Annotated in this window: 15 protein-coding genes; all 15 read right to left on the bottom strand. The window is 70.5% G+C overall.

The window, feature by feature from the left end; translation table 11 throughout:
- Positions 1-24: 24 nt before the first annotated feature.
- Entirely contained in the window at positions 25-1,251 is a 1,227-nt protein-coding gene (locus tag ACIOHC_RS17435; protein ID WP_401843109.1) for an MFS transporter, read from the bottom strand.
- A gap of 2 nt (positions 1,252-1,253) precedes the next feature.
- Positions 1,254-2,288 (bottom strand): pyridoxal-phosphate dependent enzyme, encoded by a 1,035-nt coding sequence (locus tag ACIOHC_RS17430; protein WP_351076477.1) that lies wholly within the window; start codon positions 2,286-2,288, stop codon positions 1,254-1,256.
- 318 nt (positions 2,289-2,606) lie between these two features.
- Positions 2,607-3,704 carry a hydrogenase expression/formation protein HypE gene (hypE, locus tag ACIOHC_RS17425; RefSeq protein WP_401843161.1) on the bottom strand — a complete coding sequence of 366 codons (1,098 nt, stop codon included), beginning with the start codon at positions 3,702-3,704 and terminating at the stop codon, positions 2,607-2,609.
- Positions 3,705-3,720: 16 nt separating this feature from the next.
- Positions 3,721-4,848, bottom strand: a complete 1,128-nt coding sequence (hypD, locus tag ACIOHC_RS17420; protein ID WP_351076480.1) for a hydrogenase formation protein HypD — start codon at positions 4,846-4,848, stop codon at positions 3,721-3,723.
- Positions 4,845-5,165, bottom strand: a complete 321-nt coding sequence (locus ACIOHC_RS17415) for a HypC/HybG/HupF family hydrogenase formation chaperone (protein ID WP_351076483.1) — start codon at positions 5,163-5,165, stop codon at positions 4,845-4,847. Before ACIOHC_RS17415 ends, hypD begins: the two co-directional genes overlap by 4 nt.
- 52 nt (positions 5,166-5,217) lie before the next feature.
- Entirely contained in the window at positions 5,218-7,656 is a 2,439-nt protein-coding gene (gene hypF, locus ACIOHC_RS17410; RefSeq protein ID WP_365690150.1) for a carbamoyltransferase HypF, read from the bottom strand.
- Entirely contained in the window at positions 7,653-8,498 is an 846-nt protein-coding gene (gene hypB, locus ACIOHC_RS17405) for a hydrogenase nickel incorporation protein HypB (protein WP_401843106.1), read from the bottom strand. Before hypB ends, hypF begins: the two co-directional genes overlap by 4 nt.
- Before the next feature lie 3 nt (positions 8,499-8,501).
- Complete coding sequence (gene hypA / locus ACIOHC_RS17400; RefSeq protein WP_351076489.1) at positions 8,502-8,894, bottom strand: hydrogenase maturation nickel metallochaperone HypA; 393 nt, start codon at positions 8,892-8,894, stop codon at positions 8,502-8,504.
- Between the two features lie 123 nt (positions 8,895-9,017).
- Positions 9,018-9,122 carry a DUF6893 family small protein gene (locus ACIOHC_RS17395; RefSeq protein WP_389637029.1) on the bottom strand — a complete coding sequence of 35 codons (105 nt, stop codon included), beginning with the start codon at positions 9,120-9,122 and terminating at the stop codon, positions 9,018-9,020.
- Between the two features lie 16 nt (positions 9,123-9,138).
- Positions 9,139-9,687 carry a hydrogenase maturation protease gene (locus tag ACIOHC_RS17390; protein ID WP_365690147.1) on the bottom strand — a complete coding sequence of 183 codons (549 nt, stop codon included), beginning with the start codon at positions 9,685-9,687 and terminating at the stop codon, positions 9,139-9,141.
- Positions 9,684-11,132 (bottom strand): hypothetical protein, encoded by a 1,449-nt coding sequence (locus tag ACIOHC_RS17385; protein WP_365690145.1) that lies wholly within the window; start codon positions 11,130-11,132, stop codon positions 9,684-9,686. Before ACIOHC_RS17385 ends, ACIOHC_RS17390 begins: the two co-directional genes overlap by 4 nt.
- Positions 11,129-11,827, bottom strand: coding sequence for a DUF6084 family protein (locus ACIOHC_RS17380; RefSeq protein WP_351076494.1), 699 nt, complete (start codon positions 11,825-11,827; stop codon positions 11,129-11,131). Before ACIOHC_RS17380 ends, ACIOHC_RS17385 begins: the two co-directional genes overlap by 4 nt.
- On the bottom strand, positions 11,824-12,492 hold the full coding sequence (locus ACIOHC_RS17375) for a DUF5947 family protein (RefSeq protein ID WP_351076495.1): 669 nt from the start codon (positions 12,490-12,492) through the stop codon (positions 11,824-11,826). The genes ACIOHC_RS17380 and ACIOHC_RS17375 overlap by 4 nt, the downstream gene beginning before the upstream one ends.
- A complete protein-coding gene (locus ACIOHC_RS17370) occupies positions 12,489-13,064 on the bottom strand; it encodes a hypothetical protein (protein ID WP_351076498.1) in 576 nt (191 codons plus the stop codon). The genes ACIOHC_RS17375 and ACIOHC_RS17370 overlap by 4 nt, the downstream gene beginning before the upstream one ends.
- On the bottom strand, positions 13,061-14,845 hold the full coding sequence (locus ACIOHC_RS17365) for a nickel-dependent hydrogenase large subunit (RefSeq protein WP_351076501.1): 1,785 nt from the start codon (positions 14,843-14,845) through the stop codon (positions 13,061-13,063). The genes ACIOHC_RS17370 and ACIOHC_RS17365 overlap by 4 nt, the downstream gene beginning before the upstream one ends.
- Positions 14,846-14,920: the final 75 nt, after the last annotated feature.

Here is a 14,920-nt window from a genome sequence, read left to right as displayed (position 1 = left end):
GGTCGGACGGTCCGGACGGGCGCTTCAGCCGCTGGTGCCACGCGGCCCGCGCAGCATCACGAGGGGGACGAGCGCGCCGAGCAGCAGTACACAGGCGAGCGCGATCCAGCCGGCCGCGCCGAGGGCGAGCACGACGCCGGTCATCAGCACCGGGCCGGCCACCCGGTTGGCGACCGTCCGGCTGGTGTTGAACAGCACCAGATAGGCGCTGCGCGCCCGCTCCGGTGCCAGGGCGAAGGAGAGTGTCCAGGAGGCGCCGACCTGGAGCAGTTCGGCGAATGTCAGAAGGACGACGGCGGCGCCGAGCACCAGCAGTGCCTCCCGCGCCCCGAAGCCAGGCGCGGCGGCGAAGGCCAGGGCACCGAGGGCGAGCAGCAGCGTGGCACTCGCGTACGAGTACCACGCCCGGCGCGTCGTGCTGTAGCAGCGGTTGAGCGGATACTGGAGGGCGATGCACAGCACGGTGTTGACGGCGTAAAGGATGCCGACGTAGCGCTCCGGTACGTCGGTCTCGGTGACGAGCCACAGCGGGAAGGCCACGTTGAGTACCGGCATCCACAGCGACACCAGCGCGTTGTACGCGGTGAAGCACAGCAGTCGGCGGTCCTTGAGCAGCTCCGAGACACGGGCGCTCCCGACGGCGGTCGCAGCCTCCTCGCCCCGTGCGGTGGCGTACACCGCGGCTACCACCACATAGGCGACTGCGCCGCCGATCAGCAGCGGCCGGAAGGCTCCGGGCGCTCCGGAACCGAGGGCGACTCCGGCGATCAGTCCGCCGAGGCTGATGCCGAGGTTGACGACGGTGCGCTGTACGGCCATCACCTTCGCGCGCAGGCTCTCGGGGGCCCGCGCACCGACGTACGACTGCACGAGTGGGGGCGAGGACTGCTCGGTGACGGCGATGACGGCGACCACGAGGAGAAAGCTCCACCAGCCGTCCACCCACAGATAGCCGACGGTGGCCAGCGCGCGGAGCAGCATCACGGCGATCAGTACGGGCTTCGGCCCGAAGCGTCCGGCCACCCGGGCGATGGGCACGGCGGCGGCTACGGCGACGGCTCCGCCGATGGTCAGGCCGGTGCCGACGGACGAGGTGCTGAGATGGGCGACCTTGACGAAGTAGATCGTGGAGACAGCGAGGAACAGTCCCGTACCGGTCCACTCGATCAGCGTGGCGCCCTGGACCAGTGGCAGGAACTGCTGGTAGCCGGTCCCCGTCCGGCTCCGGTCGAGGGTGGTGCTCGTGCCCATGGTCAGTGCTCCTGGTGCTTTCGGTCGAAGAAGAGTCCTTCGCTGCGCAGCTGGTTCACGGCGGCGGTGATCTCCCCGACGATGCCCTGCTCGGTCGCCCAGTCGTCGGAGTAGAGGGTGTCGCGGTACTTGCGGCCGCCGTCGGCGGCCAGACACACCGGGAGCCGTCCGTACGTGCGGTCGTTCTCCAGGTCGGTCAGCAGCGCGCGTACGGCACAGCCGCTGGAACCCCCGAGGACGACTCCCACGTCCTCGGCGAGGATGCGGCAGACGGCGATCGCCTCGATGTCGTCGACGTGCACGGCGCGGTCGTAGCTGTGCGGCCACTGGAGGAAGGCCGACGGCCGGCTGGACCCTATGCCGGGTATCAGGCGGCGCCCGGCGCTGCCGGCGACGGCGAGCGAGCCGCGTACGTCCACCGCGACCGCGGCGACATCGGGCCGGTGCTCGCGCAGATGCGCGCTGACGCCGGCCAGGGTGCCGCCCGTGGAGACCGGTACGTACACCGCGCCGAGATCCGGCCCGGTCTGCTCGGTGATCTCGGGGCCGGTGGTGCGGCGGTGGATGTCGGGCGAGGCCCAGTTCTCGTACTGGTTGGGCCAGCGGTATCCGGGGTTCTGTGCGCACAGTTCGCCCACCCTGCGCAGTCGGCTCAGCAAGTAGCCGCCCTGGCCGTCGGGTTCGTCGACGACGATCACCCGGGCGCCCCGGTCGGTGAGTTCTCTGCGGGTGGCATGCGGGGTCTTCAGGTCGACCACCGCGAGGAAGACACACTCGATCGAGGGCAGCAGCCGGGCCAGAGCCAGGCCGAGGTTGCCGGAGGTGGATTCCACCACCACGGTCCCCGGAGTGAAAGGCCGTTCGTCGTGCAGCGCCCGTAACAACCCCACGGCACTGCGGTCCTTCACCGATCCGGTGGGGCCACGCTCCTCCAGTTTCAGTCCCAGACGCCGCGTCCGGCCCCGGTGGGCGACGTCCAGGTGAAGTAAGGGAGTCCTACGCAGGGCCCGTTCGAGAACGGGTTCGACACGCGGCACTGCTTCCCCCCTGGGCGATGCGTCGTGGACCTTCTCCGTGGTTCGACCGGACTGCTTCGCTGCGCGCACTCAGACCTTAGGCATGCACCCCCCGGTGCCACCACGCCCTCGCCCCGGACCCTTGTGGCGCTTGGCGAGAAGGGCGCTTGACGCCTCCGCGCCATCTCGCCCTCGCACTGCCGAAGCCAGCGCTGACGGACATACGCCTCGGTGGCCGACCGCGCGCGGGGCGCGGCCGGCCACTCGAATTGGCCGGTTCGGTTCCGCGGCGGACGGCACGGCGGCAGGACGTCGGCCCCGCACGGCGTGGCACAGCCGTCAGCAGATCCGCGGCAGCTGTTCCCCGACCGGCAGGTCGACCACCCGGGTGCCGCCCAGCCCGGTGCGGGCCACCACCATGCCGGGGTGGGCCGCCACCGCCTCGCCGATCACGGCCGCGTCCCGTCCCAGCGGATGCGCGCGCATCGCCTCCAGGACCGCGTCGGCGCTTTCGCGTGGGACGAACGCCACCAGCTTTCCCTCGTTGGCGACGTACATCGGGTCGAGCCCCAGGACGGCGCAGGCATTGGCCACCGGCGGAGGGACGGGGACGGCCCGCTCCTGGATCACGACTCCGGTGCCCGAGGCCGTCGCGATCTCGTTGAGGGAGGCGGCGAGCCCTCCACGCGTGGGGTCGCGCAGTACGTGCAGCTCGGGGGTGACCGCGAGCATGGCCTCCACGAGCCCGCCCAGGGCCGCGCAGTCGCTCTCGATCTCGACCCCGAACTCCAGGCCCTCGCGCACGCTCATGATGGCCACGCCGTGGACGCCGACCGCCCCGCTGACGATCACGACGTCACCCGGTTCGACCCGCTGCGGACGCAGGTCGACGCCGGCCGGGATGAGGCCGATGCCGGCGGTGTTGATGAAGATGCCGTCTCCGTGACCGGCCTCCACCACCTTGGTGTCCCCCGTCACCACCTCGACACCCGCGTGGCGCGCGGCCGCACCGAAGGCGTCGGCGACACGCGCCACGACGGAGAGCTCGACGCCCTCCTCCAGGATGTATCCGCAGGACAGATAGGCGGCCCGCGCACCGCTCATGGCCAGGTCGTTGACGGTGCCGTTGACCGCGAGATCGCCGATGCTGCCGCCGGGGAAGAACAGCGGCCGCACCACGAAGGTGTCGGTGGAGAACGCGAGGCGGGCGCCACCCAGCCGTACGGACGCCGCATCGCCCATCTGCGCGAGCGTCTCGCCGCCGAAGGCGGGGGCGAAGATGTGCTGGACGAGTTCCGCGGAGAGGGCGCCGCCACCGCCGTGCCCCATCACGATGCGCGGGTGGTCACGGAGCGGGGCCGGACACGTCCATGCCGCGGGATCGGGCAGCGCGACGCCGGAGGCGGCTTCCGCCGCGGCCGTCGCGACGCCGCGCATGGATGTCTCGATGGTCTCAGACAACGGGGATCGCCTCCACGGGCACCTTCTTGTCGATGTCCAGCCGCCGGTAGAGGTAGTACGCGGCGCATGCGCCCTCGCTGGAGACCATGGTGGCTCCGAGTGGGGTGCGAGGGGTGCATGTGGTGCCGAACGCTTCGCATTCATGGGGCTTCAGCAAGCCCTGCAATACCTCTCCGCTGCGGCACTGCGCGGGTTCGCGGGTGTTGATGCCGGTCACCGAGAAGCGGTACTCGGCGTCGTGGTCCCGATAGCGCGGGGAGAGCCGCCAGCCGCTGTCGGGGATGACGCCGATGCCGCGCCAGGCCCGGTCGGTGACCTCGAAGACGTCCTCCAGCATGCTCAGCGCGGCCGGGTTGCCCTCGGGGCGCACGGCGCGCGGATAGGCGTTGTCCACGGTGTGTTCGCCGCGTTCCAGCTGGACAACGGTCCGGCGCACCCCTTCCAGGATGTCCAGCGGTTCGAAGCCGGTCACCACGATCGGGACGCGGAAGCGTTCGGCCAGTGCGGGATACTCTCCCATTCCCATGACACTGCACACATGCCCCGCGGCCAGAAATGCCTGCACCCGGCAGTCCGGCGACCTCATGATCGCCTCGATCGCCGGAGGCACCCGGACATGGGAGACCAGCAGACTGAAGTTGCGGATGCCGAGCCTGCGCGCCTGATAGACCGTCATCGCGTTGGGAGGGGCGGTGGTCTCGAAACCGATGCCGAAGAACACGACCTCCCGATCAGGGTTCTGCTGAGCGATCTTCAACGCGTCGAGCGGGGAGTAGACGACGCGCACGTCGCCGCCCTCACCGCGGACCCGGAAGAGGTCACGGCCGGTTCCGGGGACGCGGAGCATGTCGCCGAAGGAACAGAAGATCACCTCCGGACGGGAGGCGATCTCCAGTGCCTTGTCGATGACCTCCAGCGGGGTCACGCATACCGGGCAGCCCGGCCCATGAATCAATTCCACCTGATCGGGCAGGAGTTGATCGATGCCGTGCCGGATGATGGTGTGGGTCTGACCGCCGCAGACCTCCATCAGGGCCCACGGCCTGGTCACGGTGGAGTGGATCTCGTCGAGCAGCCGGCGGGCCAGTTCGGGGTTCTGGAACTCGTCGATGTACTTCACTGCCGCGCCTCCTGCGGTGTCTCACCGGAGCCGGGCAGCGGGGCTCCGCCCGCCTCGGCCGCCATTTCCCACGGGTCACCGAACTCTTCCTGCAACAGGCCGAGTTGGGCGAAGAGCTCCAGGGTCTGCCGAGCCGATTCCTCGTCCAGCTTCTGCAGGGCGAACCCCACGTGGACGATGGCGTAGTCGCCGACCCGGAGGTCCGGCAGATACTCCAGACATGCTTCCTTGACCACTCCGCCGAAATCGACGGTGGCCATGCGGGTACCGTCCCGCTCCTCGATCTCCAGCACTCTGCCGGGCACCGCCAGGCACATGGCTTCTCCTCGCTGTGGTTGGTCACCTGCCCGGCCCTGCCGGGACACGCCGTCAGTGGGTGGCTTCGGTCTCCCGCGCCGGGGTTGAGCGGCCGTCGGGTGTTCGCGGGGCCCGGCTCCGCGCGGCGATCAGCACCTGCCCCAGCGCCAGTCCTCCGTCGTTCGGAGGGACCCGGTGGTGACGCAGAACGGTGAAGCCTTGCCCGCGAAGCGTGCGGGTACATTCCGACGAGAGCAGGGTGTTGGCGAACACTCCGCCGGTGAGGGCCACGGTGTCCAGGCCGTACTGCTCACGCGCGAGAACACAGCTTCTGCGGACGAGTGCGGCGACCGCGGCGTGGAAGCGCGCCGCGACGACCCCCGGTTCGGTGCCCGCGCGCACATCGTCGACCACGGCCGACAGTACGGGCGCAGGGTCGGCGATCAACGCCTCCCCGCTGCCCGGGTCGGGAGCCCGCAGAGCGAAGCCGTATCCCTCGCCGTGGCCCCCGGCCGCGCGGAGCGCGGCCGTTTCGAGTTCGATGGCGGCCTGGGCTTCGTATCCGACCCGGTGGCAGATACCCGTGAGGGAGGAGACCGCGTCGAACAGCCGGCCCATGCTGGACGTGGGGACGCAGTTGAGAAGCCGCTCCAACTGTTGTGCCAGCGGCCTCAGTTCATCACAGGGGCAGGCCATCGTGCACGGCAGATCCCGCGCCCACCCGATCCCCGCCGCGTGCAGATGGGCCAGGGCCATGCGGTAGGGACGCCGCACGGAGGCGTCACCGCCCGGCAGAGGAACGTACGCGAGATGTCCGAACCGGTGGTATCCGTCGTAGTCCGCCAACAGGATCTCTCCGCCCCACACGGCTCCGTCGTCGCCGTAGCCGGTTCCGTCGAACGCGACGCCGATCACCCGTCGGCTGCCGTCCAGGCCGTGTTCGGCCATCGTGGAGGCGATGTGGGCGTGGTGGTGCTGGACGCGCACGACCGGCCGTTCTCCGGCCAGGCGCCGGGTCAACTGGCCCGAGCGGTACCGGGGATGGCGGTCGACGGCCAGAGTGCCGGGCCGCACCCCCGTGAGGGTCTCCAGTTGTTGCGCCGCGTGCTCGAAGGCGTGTTGTGTGGCGAGGTCGTCCATGTCACCGATGTGGGCGGACAGCCAGGCTCTGCGCCCCTCCGCCAGGCAGAGGACGTTCTTGAGATCGCCCCCGGCGGCGAGGACCGCCGGTACCGGGAAGGGGAGTTCGACGGGCCGGGGGGCGTAGCCGCGTGAGCGGCGTACGGTCAGCAGTTCCCCGTCGCAGACACGGACGACGGAGTCGTCGCACGGGACCCTGATCGGGCGGTCGTGGGTCAGCCAGGCGTCTGCCAGACCGCCGAGCCGCTCCAGTGCTTCGGCGTCGTCGGTGACGATCGGTTCCCCGGCCACGTTGCCGCTGGTCATGACGAGCAGGCGTGGCCCGGCCGGGTCGCCGGGCAGGCCGAGGAGCAGGTGGTGCAGGGGGGTGTAGGCGAGCATGACACCGAGGTCGGGGCTGCCCGGGGCGACGTTGTCCGACGGGACCGGGGCGCCCGGCACGGCGGAGGCGCGGGCTCGACGCCGCAGCAGGACGATCGGCCGGGCGACGTCGGTGAGCAGGGCCCGCTCTTCGGCGCTCATACGGACGACGTGTTCGATGTCGTCGATGCCGCGGGCCATGAGGGCGAACGGTTTGTCGCCACGCGCCTTGCGACGGCGCAGCTCGGCCACGGCCAGGGGGTTGGTCGCGTCACAGGCCAGGTGGTATCCGCCGAGGCCCTTCACGGCGACGATCGCGCCGCAGGACAGGAGTTCGCGGGCCTCGGCGACCGGGTCCGCGGCGTGGGTGCGTCGCGGGGTCGTGCCGGGATCGGGGTGTGGCACCAACAGGTCGAGCCGGGGTCCGCAGCGCAGGCAGGCGACCGGCTGGGCATGGAAGCGGCGGTCGGCCGGGTCCGCGTACTCACGGGCGCAGTCGCCGCACATGGGGAAGTCGGCCATGGTGGTGTGCGCCCGGTCGTACGGCAGCCCCGTGACGATGGTGAACCTCGGACCACAGTTGGTGCAGGTGATGAAGGGGTGCCGATGGCGCCGGTCGGCGGGGTCGGCCAGTTCGGCGAGGCAGTCGGCGCAGGTGGCCATGTCCGGCGGAACCAGTGTGCGGGAGGGTCCGCCGGTGCGGGAGGCGATGATGGTGAAGCCGGTGCCGCCCGCGGCGGGGACCTCCCGGTGCTCGACGGATTCGAGGACGGCCATGGGCGGCGCGTCCGTCGCGATCCCTTCGCAGAACAGGGCCACGACAGCGGGTGATCCCTCGACTTCCGCGACGACGCCCTCGGGAGTGTTGGTGACATGTCCGGCCAGGCCCATCGCGAGAGCGCGCGTGTAGACATAGGGCCGGAATCCGACGCCCTGGACGACGCCTCGCACCGTGACCCGGCGACGTTGCGTCGACTCGTCCGGGGCCCCGCCGGACCGTGGCGCCGTCACGCGCGGGTCTGCGCCGCAGCGCCGGACGCACCCGGTACGGCGGCCTGCTCGCCCCGACCGGCATACGTGCGGGGCCGGTCCCGGCCGTCCGCGTCATGCTCCGTGTGTGCGTGGGTGTGGGTGCGGGTGTGGGTGTGGGTGTGATCAGAAGGGTGCTGCCGGGCCATGACGGGCCGGTGGACCGGAATGCCGTTCGCGGCGTCCAGCGCCCGGTCGAGGAGCGCCCCGACGCCGTCTCCGCTCCGGGCGGAGGTGAGGAGCACCTGCACCCCGGGGTTGACCTGCTCGACATGGGCGCGGAACGCGTCCTCGTCGAACCCCACCGCCTCGGCGATGTCCGCCTTGGTGACCAGGACGAGGTGGGCGAGCCCGAAGGCGGTGGGGTACTTCAGCGGCTTGTCCTCGCCCTCGGTGACCGAGGCGAGGACGACCCTCAGCGTTTCGCCGAGGTCGTACGAGGCCGGGCAGACCAGGTTGCCGACGTTCTCCACGAACAGGAGCCGGGTGTCCTCGGGCAGCCATCCGTCCAGGTGCCCGCTCAGCATATGGGCTTCCAGGTGGCAGAGCCCGTCGGTGAGCACCTGCTTGACCGGGGCTCCGGAGCGCGCCAGGCGCGTGGCGTCGTTCTCGGTGGCCAGATCGGCGGTCAGTGCCGCGACGGGGACGCCCGTCTCACGGGCCAGCACCAGTTCGCGTTCGAGCAGTGCCGTCTTCCCGCTCCCCGGGCTGGAGAGCAGATTGACCACCGCTGTGCCACGGCGGGCGAGTTCGGTGCGCAGGTGCTGCGCGGTCGTGTCGTTCTTCGCGAGTACCGCCTGCTGCAGATCGACCACACGGCACATGGTTCAGCGCTCCTCGGAAATCGGTTCACGGTTGTGTCCGTGCGCGGGGCCGTCGTCCCAGTGGACGTCGGCGATCTGCAGTTCGCGGCCCGAGAGCAGCTCCGCGGTCGCTTCGCCGCACACGGGGCAGCACAGCACCGGTGGCATTCCGACCGCCCATTCGTCCGCACAGGGCGCGCAGCGCGCTCTCGCCCGTACGGAGTCGACGATCAGCTCCGCGCCTTCCAGCACGGTCCCGGCACAGGCCAGTTCGAAGCAGAAGGACAGTGCGTCCGGTACCACTCCGGCCAGTTCGCCGACCTGGAGCCGGACGGATGTGACGCCGACGGCGCCATCGGGCCGGGCCGCTTCTTCCACCTGGCCGACGACGGCCATGGCGATGGACATCTCGTGCATGGGTCTCCGTCCTGCCCGCGTCATTAGACCGGGGGTGGCCGTCGCCATCGGGTCGGCTCGCCGACGCCGAGCGCCAGGTACGTCATTCGGTGCAGCCCGGCTCCGCGCCGGAGCCCGTTGCCCTCACATGCACCGCATACGCACGTAGCGCTTGATGTCGGGCAGTACCTGGGCCAGGAGCGCGGCGAGGGCGGCGGCGACCGCGCCGCCGATGATGATCTTCTTCATGATGGTGTTCGTCTCCTCAGTTCACGGCCGTGCCTGTTGCCGGCTGTGGGGTGGGCGTGGTCTGTTCGTCGTTCCGCACCAGGCGCAGCACCATGTCCACGGCCTGCGGAACAGCGGCGGCCACGGGGGCGCTCAGACCGATGCCCTCGTCGACGCGTGCGGGTTCGCATCCGACGACCAGCGTGCGTTGCGGGGGCCTGCATCCGGTCCCGGCGCACAGGGTCTCCAGCAGGGTCAGGACCGTGTCGGGGGACATCCGGTGGCCGTCGAGCAGGGCCTCCTGGGGCTCGATCCGGCCGGGTCGGTCGGCCTCGATCAGATACAGCGTCCCGGGATCGCCGCCGCGTCGGGTGGCATCGATCAGGACGAGCGTGTCGTATCCGTCGAGGAGCTGGTACGCGAGGTGGACTCCGCGCACGCCGATGTCCACCGCTTCGACGTGGGCGGGCAGAGGCTCCGAGGTCAGTCGCCGTACGGTCTCGACACCGAAGCCGTCGTCGCCGAGGAAGATGTTGCCGACGCCCGCGACCAGCGTGGTCGCCCGCTGTGCCGAGGGCGGTGTCATGCGTCCTCCAGTGGTGCGATCTCGTCGGGCTGGAAGTAGAGGAACCGCCCCTGCTCGCGCCGGATGTCCGCACCCGGATCGCCCTCGACGGTGACCGCGAGGTGGACTCCTCCGTCCACGTCGTGGAGCACCGCCTCGACCAGTGCGCTGCGGCCTCGCAGAAAGAGGTCCTGGGCGTCGGTGCGGCGCAGGCCCGGCCGCAGCAGCACACGGCTGCCCGTGCCCACCGGGCGGCCGTCCACGAGGACCCGGTCGCGTGCCGGGTCGACCCCGTCGTCGGCGGCCGGGTCCCACCACGGCTGGTCCGGGCGGACCAGGTCGTAGGTGTCGGCTTCCTCCGGGACTCGCGCACGGCCGTCCGGCGCGACGACCGCGGGCGCACCCGGTTCGGTGACCTCCCGCAGGGCCCGCACCGCGCCGTGCAGCCGCTCCAGGACCTCGGGGGGCATCGAGTCGGCGAGGTCGATCACGGCCGCCGCCCGGTCGTCCGTCCCCCTGGCCTCGCGCTTCTCCCGGTCCGTCAGGGCCGCCGTGCGCAGGGCCAGGATCTCGTCGATCTCCGTGGAGTCGTAGAGCGCTCCGGGGCTCTCCGGGGCGATGGCCGGATGGTCCTCCAGGATGATCGGGGACGAGAGCATCAGGTCCGCGCGGCCGGGCTCACCGGCCAGTACGGGCCAGGTGTGCAGGTTCCGGCAGTCCGCGACCGCCCCCGCGGCCCACTCAGGAGGGTTTGTCATCGAGAGGAACGCGCCTGCGTCGAGGCCGAGGAGGAGGTGTGCCGCCACCAGCGATCTGGGCAGGGCGGCGTCGCGGTCGCCGTCATCGGCGTCCGGGGTCCATGTGCTGGTGTTCTCCACGACGGCGGTGAGGCGCATCGCCCGGTAGGGGCCATCGAGTTCGGCGGCACGGAGCCGTAGCGTCCCGCTGATCTCCTCGCAGCGGCGCACCAGCCGACCCACGGTCCGGCCGTCCTCGTCGCGCACGGTCTCGCTCTCCTCGCGCGCCGGGCGCGTGAACGGGACGACGACGCCGTCGCCGGTGAGCTCGGCCACGGTGGCGAGCACCTCGATCCGTTCCTCCACCCCTTCGTCCCAGGGAACGAGGACCCGGTCGGTGAGGTGGAGTTCGGGAACGGTCTCGAAGCCGCCGTCCTCGCGGAGCCGCTGCACGATGCGTCGTCGGGCGTGCAGAAAGCGCACCTCGGCCGCCAGGGTCGCCTCGGCCTTCGGTTCCATGAGGCACTCGGTGTGCTGGAAGTCGTGCTCGTCGGCGGCCGCCGTCCAGGCCGGTGGTACGAGCACCCCGAACTGCCAGCGGAGCCGGTTCTTGGCCGCCGACGCACGGTACGGGTACAGGACGTAGCCCTCGAAGAGGACCGCGTCGGCCACCCCGCGGGCGGTGGCGAATCGCGATTCCAGCGCGGGAGTGAGAGTGGACGCGGTCATTGCGCCGTCCTTTCGGCGAGCCCGGCGAGTCCGGCGCCGGCGCAGTCCCGGTGCTGCTGAGGGGCAGTGGGTCCGGCGGCGTCGAGAAGGGCCCGGACGGTCGACTCCCAGGACGCCAGTGCGTGCCGGGAGCGGAACGCGAGCAGTTCGTTCATGGTGTCGCGAGGGAGACGGATCCAGCCGCACCCCGGAAAGTGCTGCTCGACCATTTCCTGCCACGCCGTCACCGGCATCCGGAAAGGAGCTTCCAGGTCCCACGGCACCGGCTCGACCCGGAAGCCGCCGGATCCGGTGAACGCGGTACCGGAGAAGAGCATGAGGAGCGGCACCTCACCGTCCGTCAGCGCGTTCAGATACCGTGTCGCGGCGATGTCCAGATCGTAGGTACAGGGCACGACGACGTCCGTCTCGGTCTCCCCGGTGAACGCGGGGACCATGACCGGGACCTGGGCGAACTGCACGGGCTGGAGCGTGCTGCCCCAGCGCGGGCGCTCGCCGAACAGGTCCGCCAGTCCCGCGGCCTCGGCGGGTTCGTAGTCGCGCCGGGCGGGCTCGATGCGGATCTGGCAGCGCAACGCCATCGCATGCACCCGGGCGCCCGGCGAGGCGGTGACACGGAGGCGGAACACGAGGGTGGGGCCCGCGGCGTACGGGTCGGCGCGTACGCCGGTGCAGGTGAAGGTGAACTCCGTCATCGCCGTTGCTCCCCCGCTGTTGCCCCGGAGCGGCGTTCGACGTGTGCGAAGAAGGCCCGGAGATCGGCACGGGCCTCGGCTCCGCCGTCGAAGCCCTGCCACAACAGACGCATGCGTCCCACCAGTTCGTAGCAGATGTCGATCGGTACGAGATAGCACTCGACCCGGCCTTCGGAGCGGCGCAACAACAGCGCCTCCACATCCGGTTCCAGCAGTTCGGCGAGGCGGCTTCCGCCGAGGACCGTCTGCCAGATCGATGGATCGAGTTCGCTCTCGGTTGCTCCGGCAGGGCTCGGATACAACGCCACCAGCCGGTCCAGTGCGGCGTTGCGGAAGAAGAAGGCGACCCCGACCGGGATCTGCAGGAGTTCCCACGCGTTGTCGTCGAAGCGGTGGTCGTGGTCGGCCAGATAGCGGTCCGGGACGCTCAGGAACCGGCCCTGTGCGGCACCGGGCCGTTCGAACAGCAGGGCGCACGGTGTGCAGGCGCACGCCAGTGAGCGCTGTTCGGTGTCCACCACATGCCGGTGGTTCCCCTCGGTGACCCGTACTCCGCAGAGTTCGCACTGCTCCTGCCGGGGTCCACTCGGTGCCGCGAGCCGTCGCAGTGTCTGCAGGCCCGAGGCGGGGGCGGCCCGTCGGGCCTGCGTCGTGGGCGCGCTCATGATCTGCCGGCCGCGGTCGCCCGGGTGGCCGGCGCGGCCTGCGGCGGACGGGATCCGATCTGGAGGAGTGCCGGTTCCCGAGTGGCGGAGCCCGGCTCCTGTTCGACCGTGGTCACCTCCGGCGCGAAGCAGGCGAGGACGTTCTCGATCTGCTGCTGTGCCTCCGGCGCGCCGGCGCAGCCGCAGCCGCCCGTGCCGGTGGTGCGCAGGCGCAGGGTGCCCGTGCTCTCGTCGAAGGCCACGACCTCGACGGGGTCGCGGACGGCCGCGAGCGCCCGGCCGATCCGTGTTCCGGTGTCCTCGGGGTGCAGGTCGTGCAGGACCAGGAGGCTCGACACGAGGTCGTCGCCCAGGAGTTCGTCCAGCGTGTCGGCGGTGTCGCGGCCCGGGACGGCCCGCAGCCCGTCGATGATCCGGGCCAGCCCGGCGCCGTAGAAGTCCATCAGGACCCGCACCAGTTCCTCGGCCGCCGCGACGGCATTCCCGTCACCGGCTGCCGTCACCCGCTCGAGCACCTCGTCGATGCGCCGTCCGGCCTGCTCCGCGTCGAGCGCCCTCGCTGCCACGCTCATCCGCCCAGTCCGCTCAGGCCGGTGGGTACGTGCATCTTCTGCACGGTTCTGCCGCCACCGACGTACATGTGGACCCCGCACGGGAGACAGGGGTCGAAGCTGCGGACGGTGCGCATGATGTCGATGCCCTTGAAGTTTTCCGGCGGGTTCTCCTCGAAGATGGGTGTGTTCTGCACCGCGTCCTCGTACGGCCCGGGGGTTCCGTAGGTGTCCCTGGTACTGGCGTTCCACGGCGTCGGAGGGTAGGGGTGGTAGTTGGCGATCTTGCCGTCCCTGATCACCATGTGGTGCGACAGCACGCCGCGCACGGCCTCGGTGAATCCGACACCGATGCTCTCGTCCGGGACGTCGAACTTCTCCCACGTCCCGGTACGTCCGGCGCGGACCTCCTCAAGTCCCTTCTCGGCGCAGTGCAGCGCGATCGCGGCCGCGTACGCCTGGAAGTAGGTGCGGGCGCGGTTGCGCTCCAGCGCGTTGCTCCACTTCGGGATCTGCCACTCGAAGGTGGTCTCGGGCTTGGTCATCGTGCGCGGCAGGTTGATGACGACGCTGTGGCCGGTGGCCTTGACGTAGCCGACGTCCACGAGCCCGGAGAGCGCGGTGGACCAGAGGCGCGCGATGGGGCCGCCGCCGGTGTCCAGGGCCAGGTGGTCCTTGCCGTCGAACCAGCGCGGCGACATCACCCAGCTGTACTTGTCGTCGAAGTTCCGCTTCTGCGGTGCGGGGATCGTGTGCTGGTTCCACGGGTGGCGCGGGTCGACCGGGTTGCCGAGCGGGTCGTGGGTGACGAACTGCTCCTTGCCCTGCCAGTCGTCGTAGTACGAACTGCCCAGCAGGATCCGGATGCCGAGGTTGATCTCGGTGAGGTCGTTGGTGACCAGCTTGCCGTCCACGATCACACCGGGGGTGACGAACATCCTGCGCCCCCAGTCGCTCATGTTGGCGTACGTGAAGTCGCAGTGCTCGGGGTCGTTGAGCGCTCCCCAGCAGCCGAGCAGCACCCGTCGGCGGCCGACCTCCTCGTACCCGGGCAGGGCCTCGTAGAAGAAGTCGAACAGGTCGTCGTGGAGGGGCACGACCCGCTTCATGAACTCCACGTACCGCATGAGGCGGCTGAGGTAGTCCGTGAAGAGCTGGACGGAGGCGACCGTGCCCACGCCGCCCGGGTAGAGCGTGGAGGGGTGCACATGGCGCCCCTCCATGAGGCAGAACATCTCCCGCGTGTAGCGGCTCACCTGGAGGGCCTCGCGGTAGAACTCGCCCTCGATGGGGTTGAGCGACCGCATGATGTCGGCGATCGTGCGGTAGCCGTGCTCCCCGGCGTGCGGCGCCTCGGTGCGCTCGGCGAGCTCCAGGACGCCGGGGTTGGTCTCGCGGACCATCTTTTCGCAGTAGTCGACCCCGACCAGGTTCTCCTGGAAGATGTTGTGGTCGAACATGTACTCCGCGGACTCGCCGAGGTTGATGATCCACTCACCGAGGTGGGGCGGCTTCACTCCGTACGCCATGTTCTGTGCGTACACGGAGCACGTGGCGTGGTTGTCGCCGCAGATCCCGCAGATCCGGCTGGTGATGAAGTGTGCGTCGCGGGGGTCCTTGCCCCGCATGAAGACGCTGTAGCCGCGGAACACCGACGAGGTGCTGTAGCACTCCGCGACCCGCTTCTGCTTGAAGTCGATCTTCGTGTGGATGCCGAGACTGCCCACGATCCGGGTGATCGGGTCCCAGGCCATCTCCACCAGGCCGCTGCCGTCGCCGGCCGCCTTAGTTGTCGGTGCCATCGTATGTGCCGTAGCCCTTCTGAGAAACGTGCGGTGGGGTCGTCACCGGAAGGTGTGCGGTGCGGTCGGTGTGTC

Origin of the sequence: Streptomyces sp. NPDC088252 (genome assembly GCF_044740965.1) — a bacterium.
Lineage (GTDB): Bacteria > Actinomycetota > Actinomycetes > Streptomycetales > Streptomycetaceae > Streptomyces.
This window is presented reverse-complemented; position numbering and strand designations above follow the sequence as displayed.

Bases quoted from the DNA above. Each gene is read 5' to 3' on its own strand.
- ACIOHC_RS17435 (WP_401843109.1), bottom strand. From the start codon at position 1,251: ATGGGCACGAGCACCACCCTCGACCGGAGCCGGACGGGGACCGGCTAC.
- hypE (WP_401843161.1), bottom strand. From the start codon at position 3,704: ATGCGCGGCGTCGCGACGGCCGCGGCGGAAGCCGCCTCCGGCGTCGCG.
- ACIOHC_RS17415 (WP_351076483.1), bottom strand. From the start codon at position 5,165: ATGTGCCTGGCGGTGCCCGGCAGAGTGCTGGAGATCGAGGAGCGGGAC.
- hypB (WP_401843106.1), bottom strand. From the start codon at position 8,498: ATGTGCCGTGTGGTCGATCTGCAGCAGGCGGTACTCGCGAAGAACGAC.
- hypA (WP_351076489.1), bottom strand. From the start codon at position 8,894: ATGCACGAGATGTCCATCGCCATGGCCGTCGTCGGCCAGGTGGAAGAA.
- ACIOHC_RS17395 (WP_389637029.1), bottom strand. From the start codon at position 9,122: ATGAAGAAGATCATCATCGGCGGCGCGGTCGCCGCCGCCCTCGCCGCG.
- ACIOHC_RS17390 (WP_365690147.1), bottom strand. From the start codon at position 9,687: ATGACACCGCCCTCGGCACAGCGGGCGACCACGCTGGTCGCGGGCGTC.
- ACIOHC_RS17385 (WP_365690145.1), bottom strand. From the start codon at position 11,132: ATGACCGCGTCCACTCTCACTCCCGCGCTGGAATCGCGATTCGCCACC.
- ACIOHC_RS17380 (WP_351076494.1), bottom strand. From the start codon at position 11,827: ATGACGGAGTTCACCTTCACCTGCACCGGCGTACGCGCCGACCCGTAC.
- ACIOHC_RS17375 (WP_351076495.1), bottom strand. From the start codon at position 12,492: ATGAGCGCGCCCACGACGCAGGCCCGACGGGCCGCCCCCGCCTCGGGC.
- ACIOHC_RS17370 (WP_351076498.1), bottom strand. From the start codon at position 13,064: ATGAGCGTGGCAGCGAGGGCGCTCGACGCGGAGCAGGCCGGACGGCGC.
- ACIOHC_RS17365 (WP_351076501.1), bottom strand. From the start codon at position 14,845: ATGGCACCGACAACTAAGGCGGCCGGCGACGGCAGCGGCCTGGTGGAG.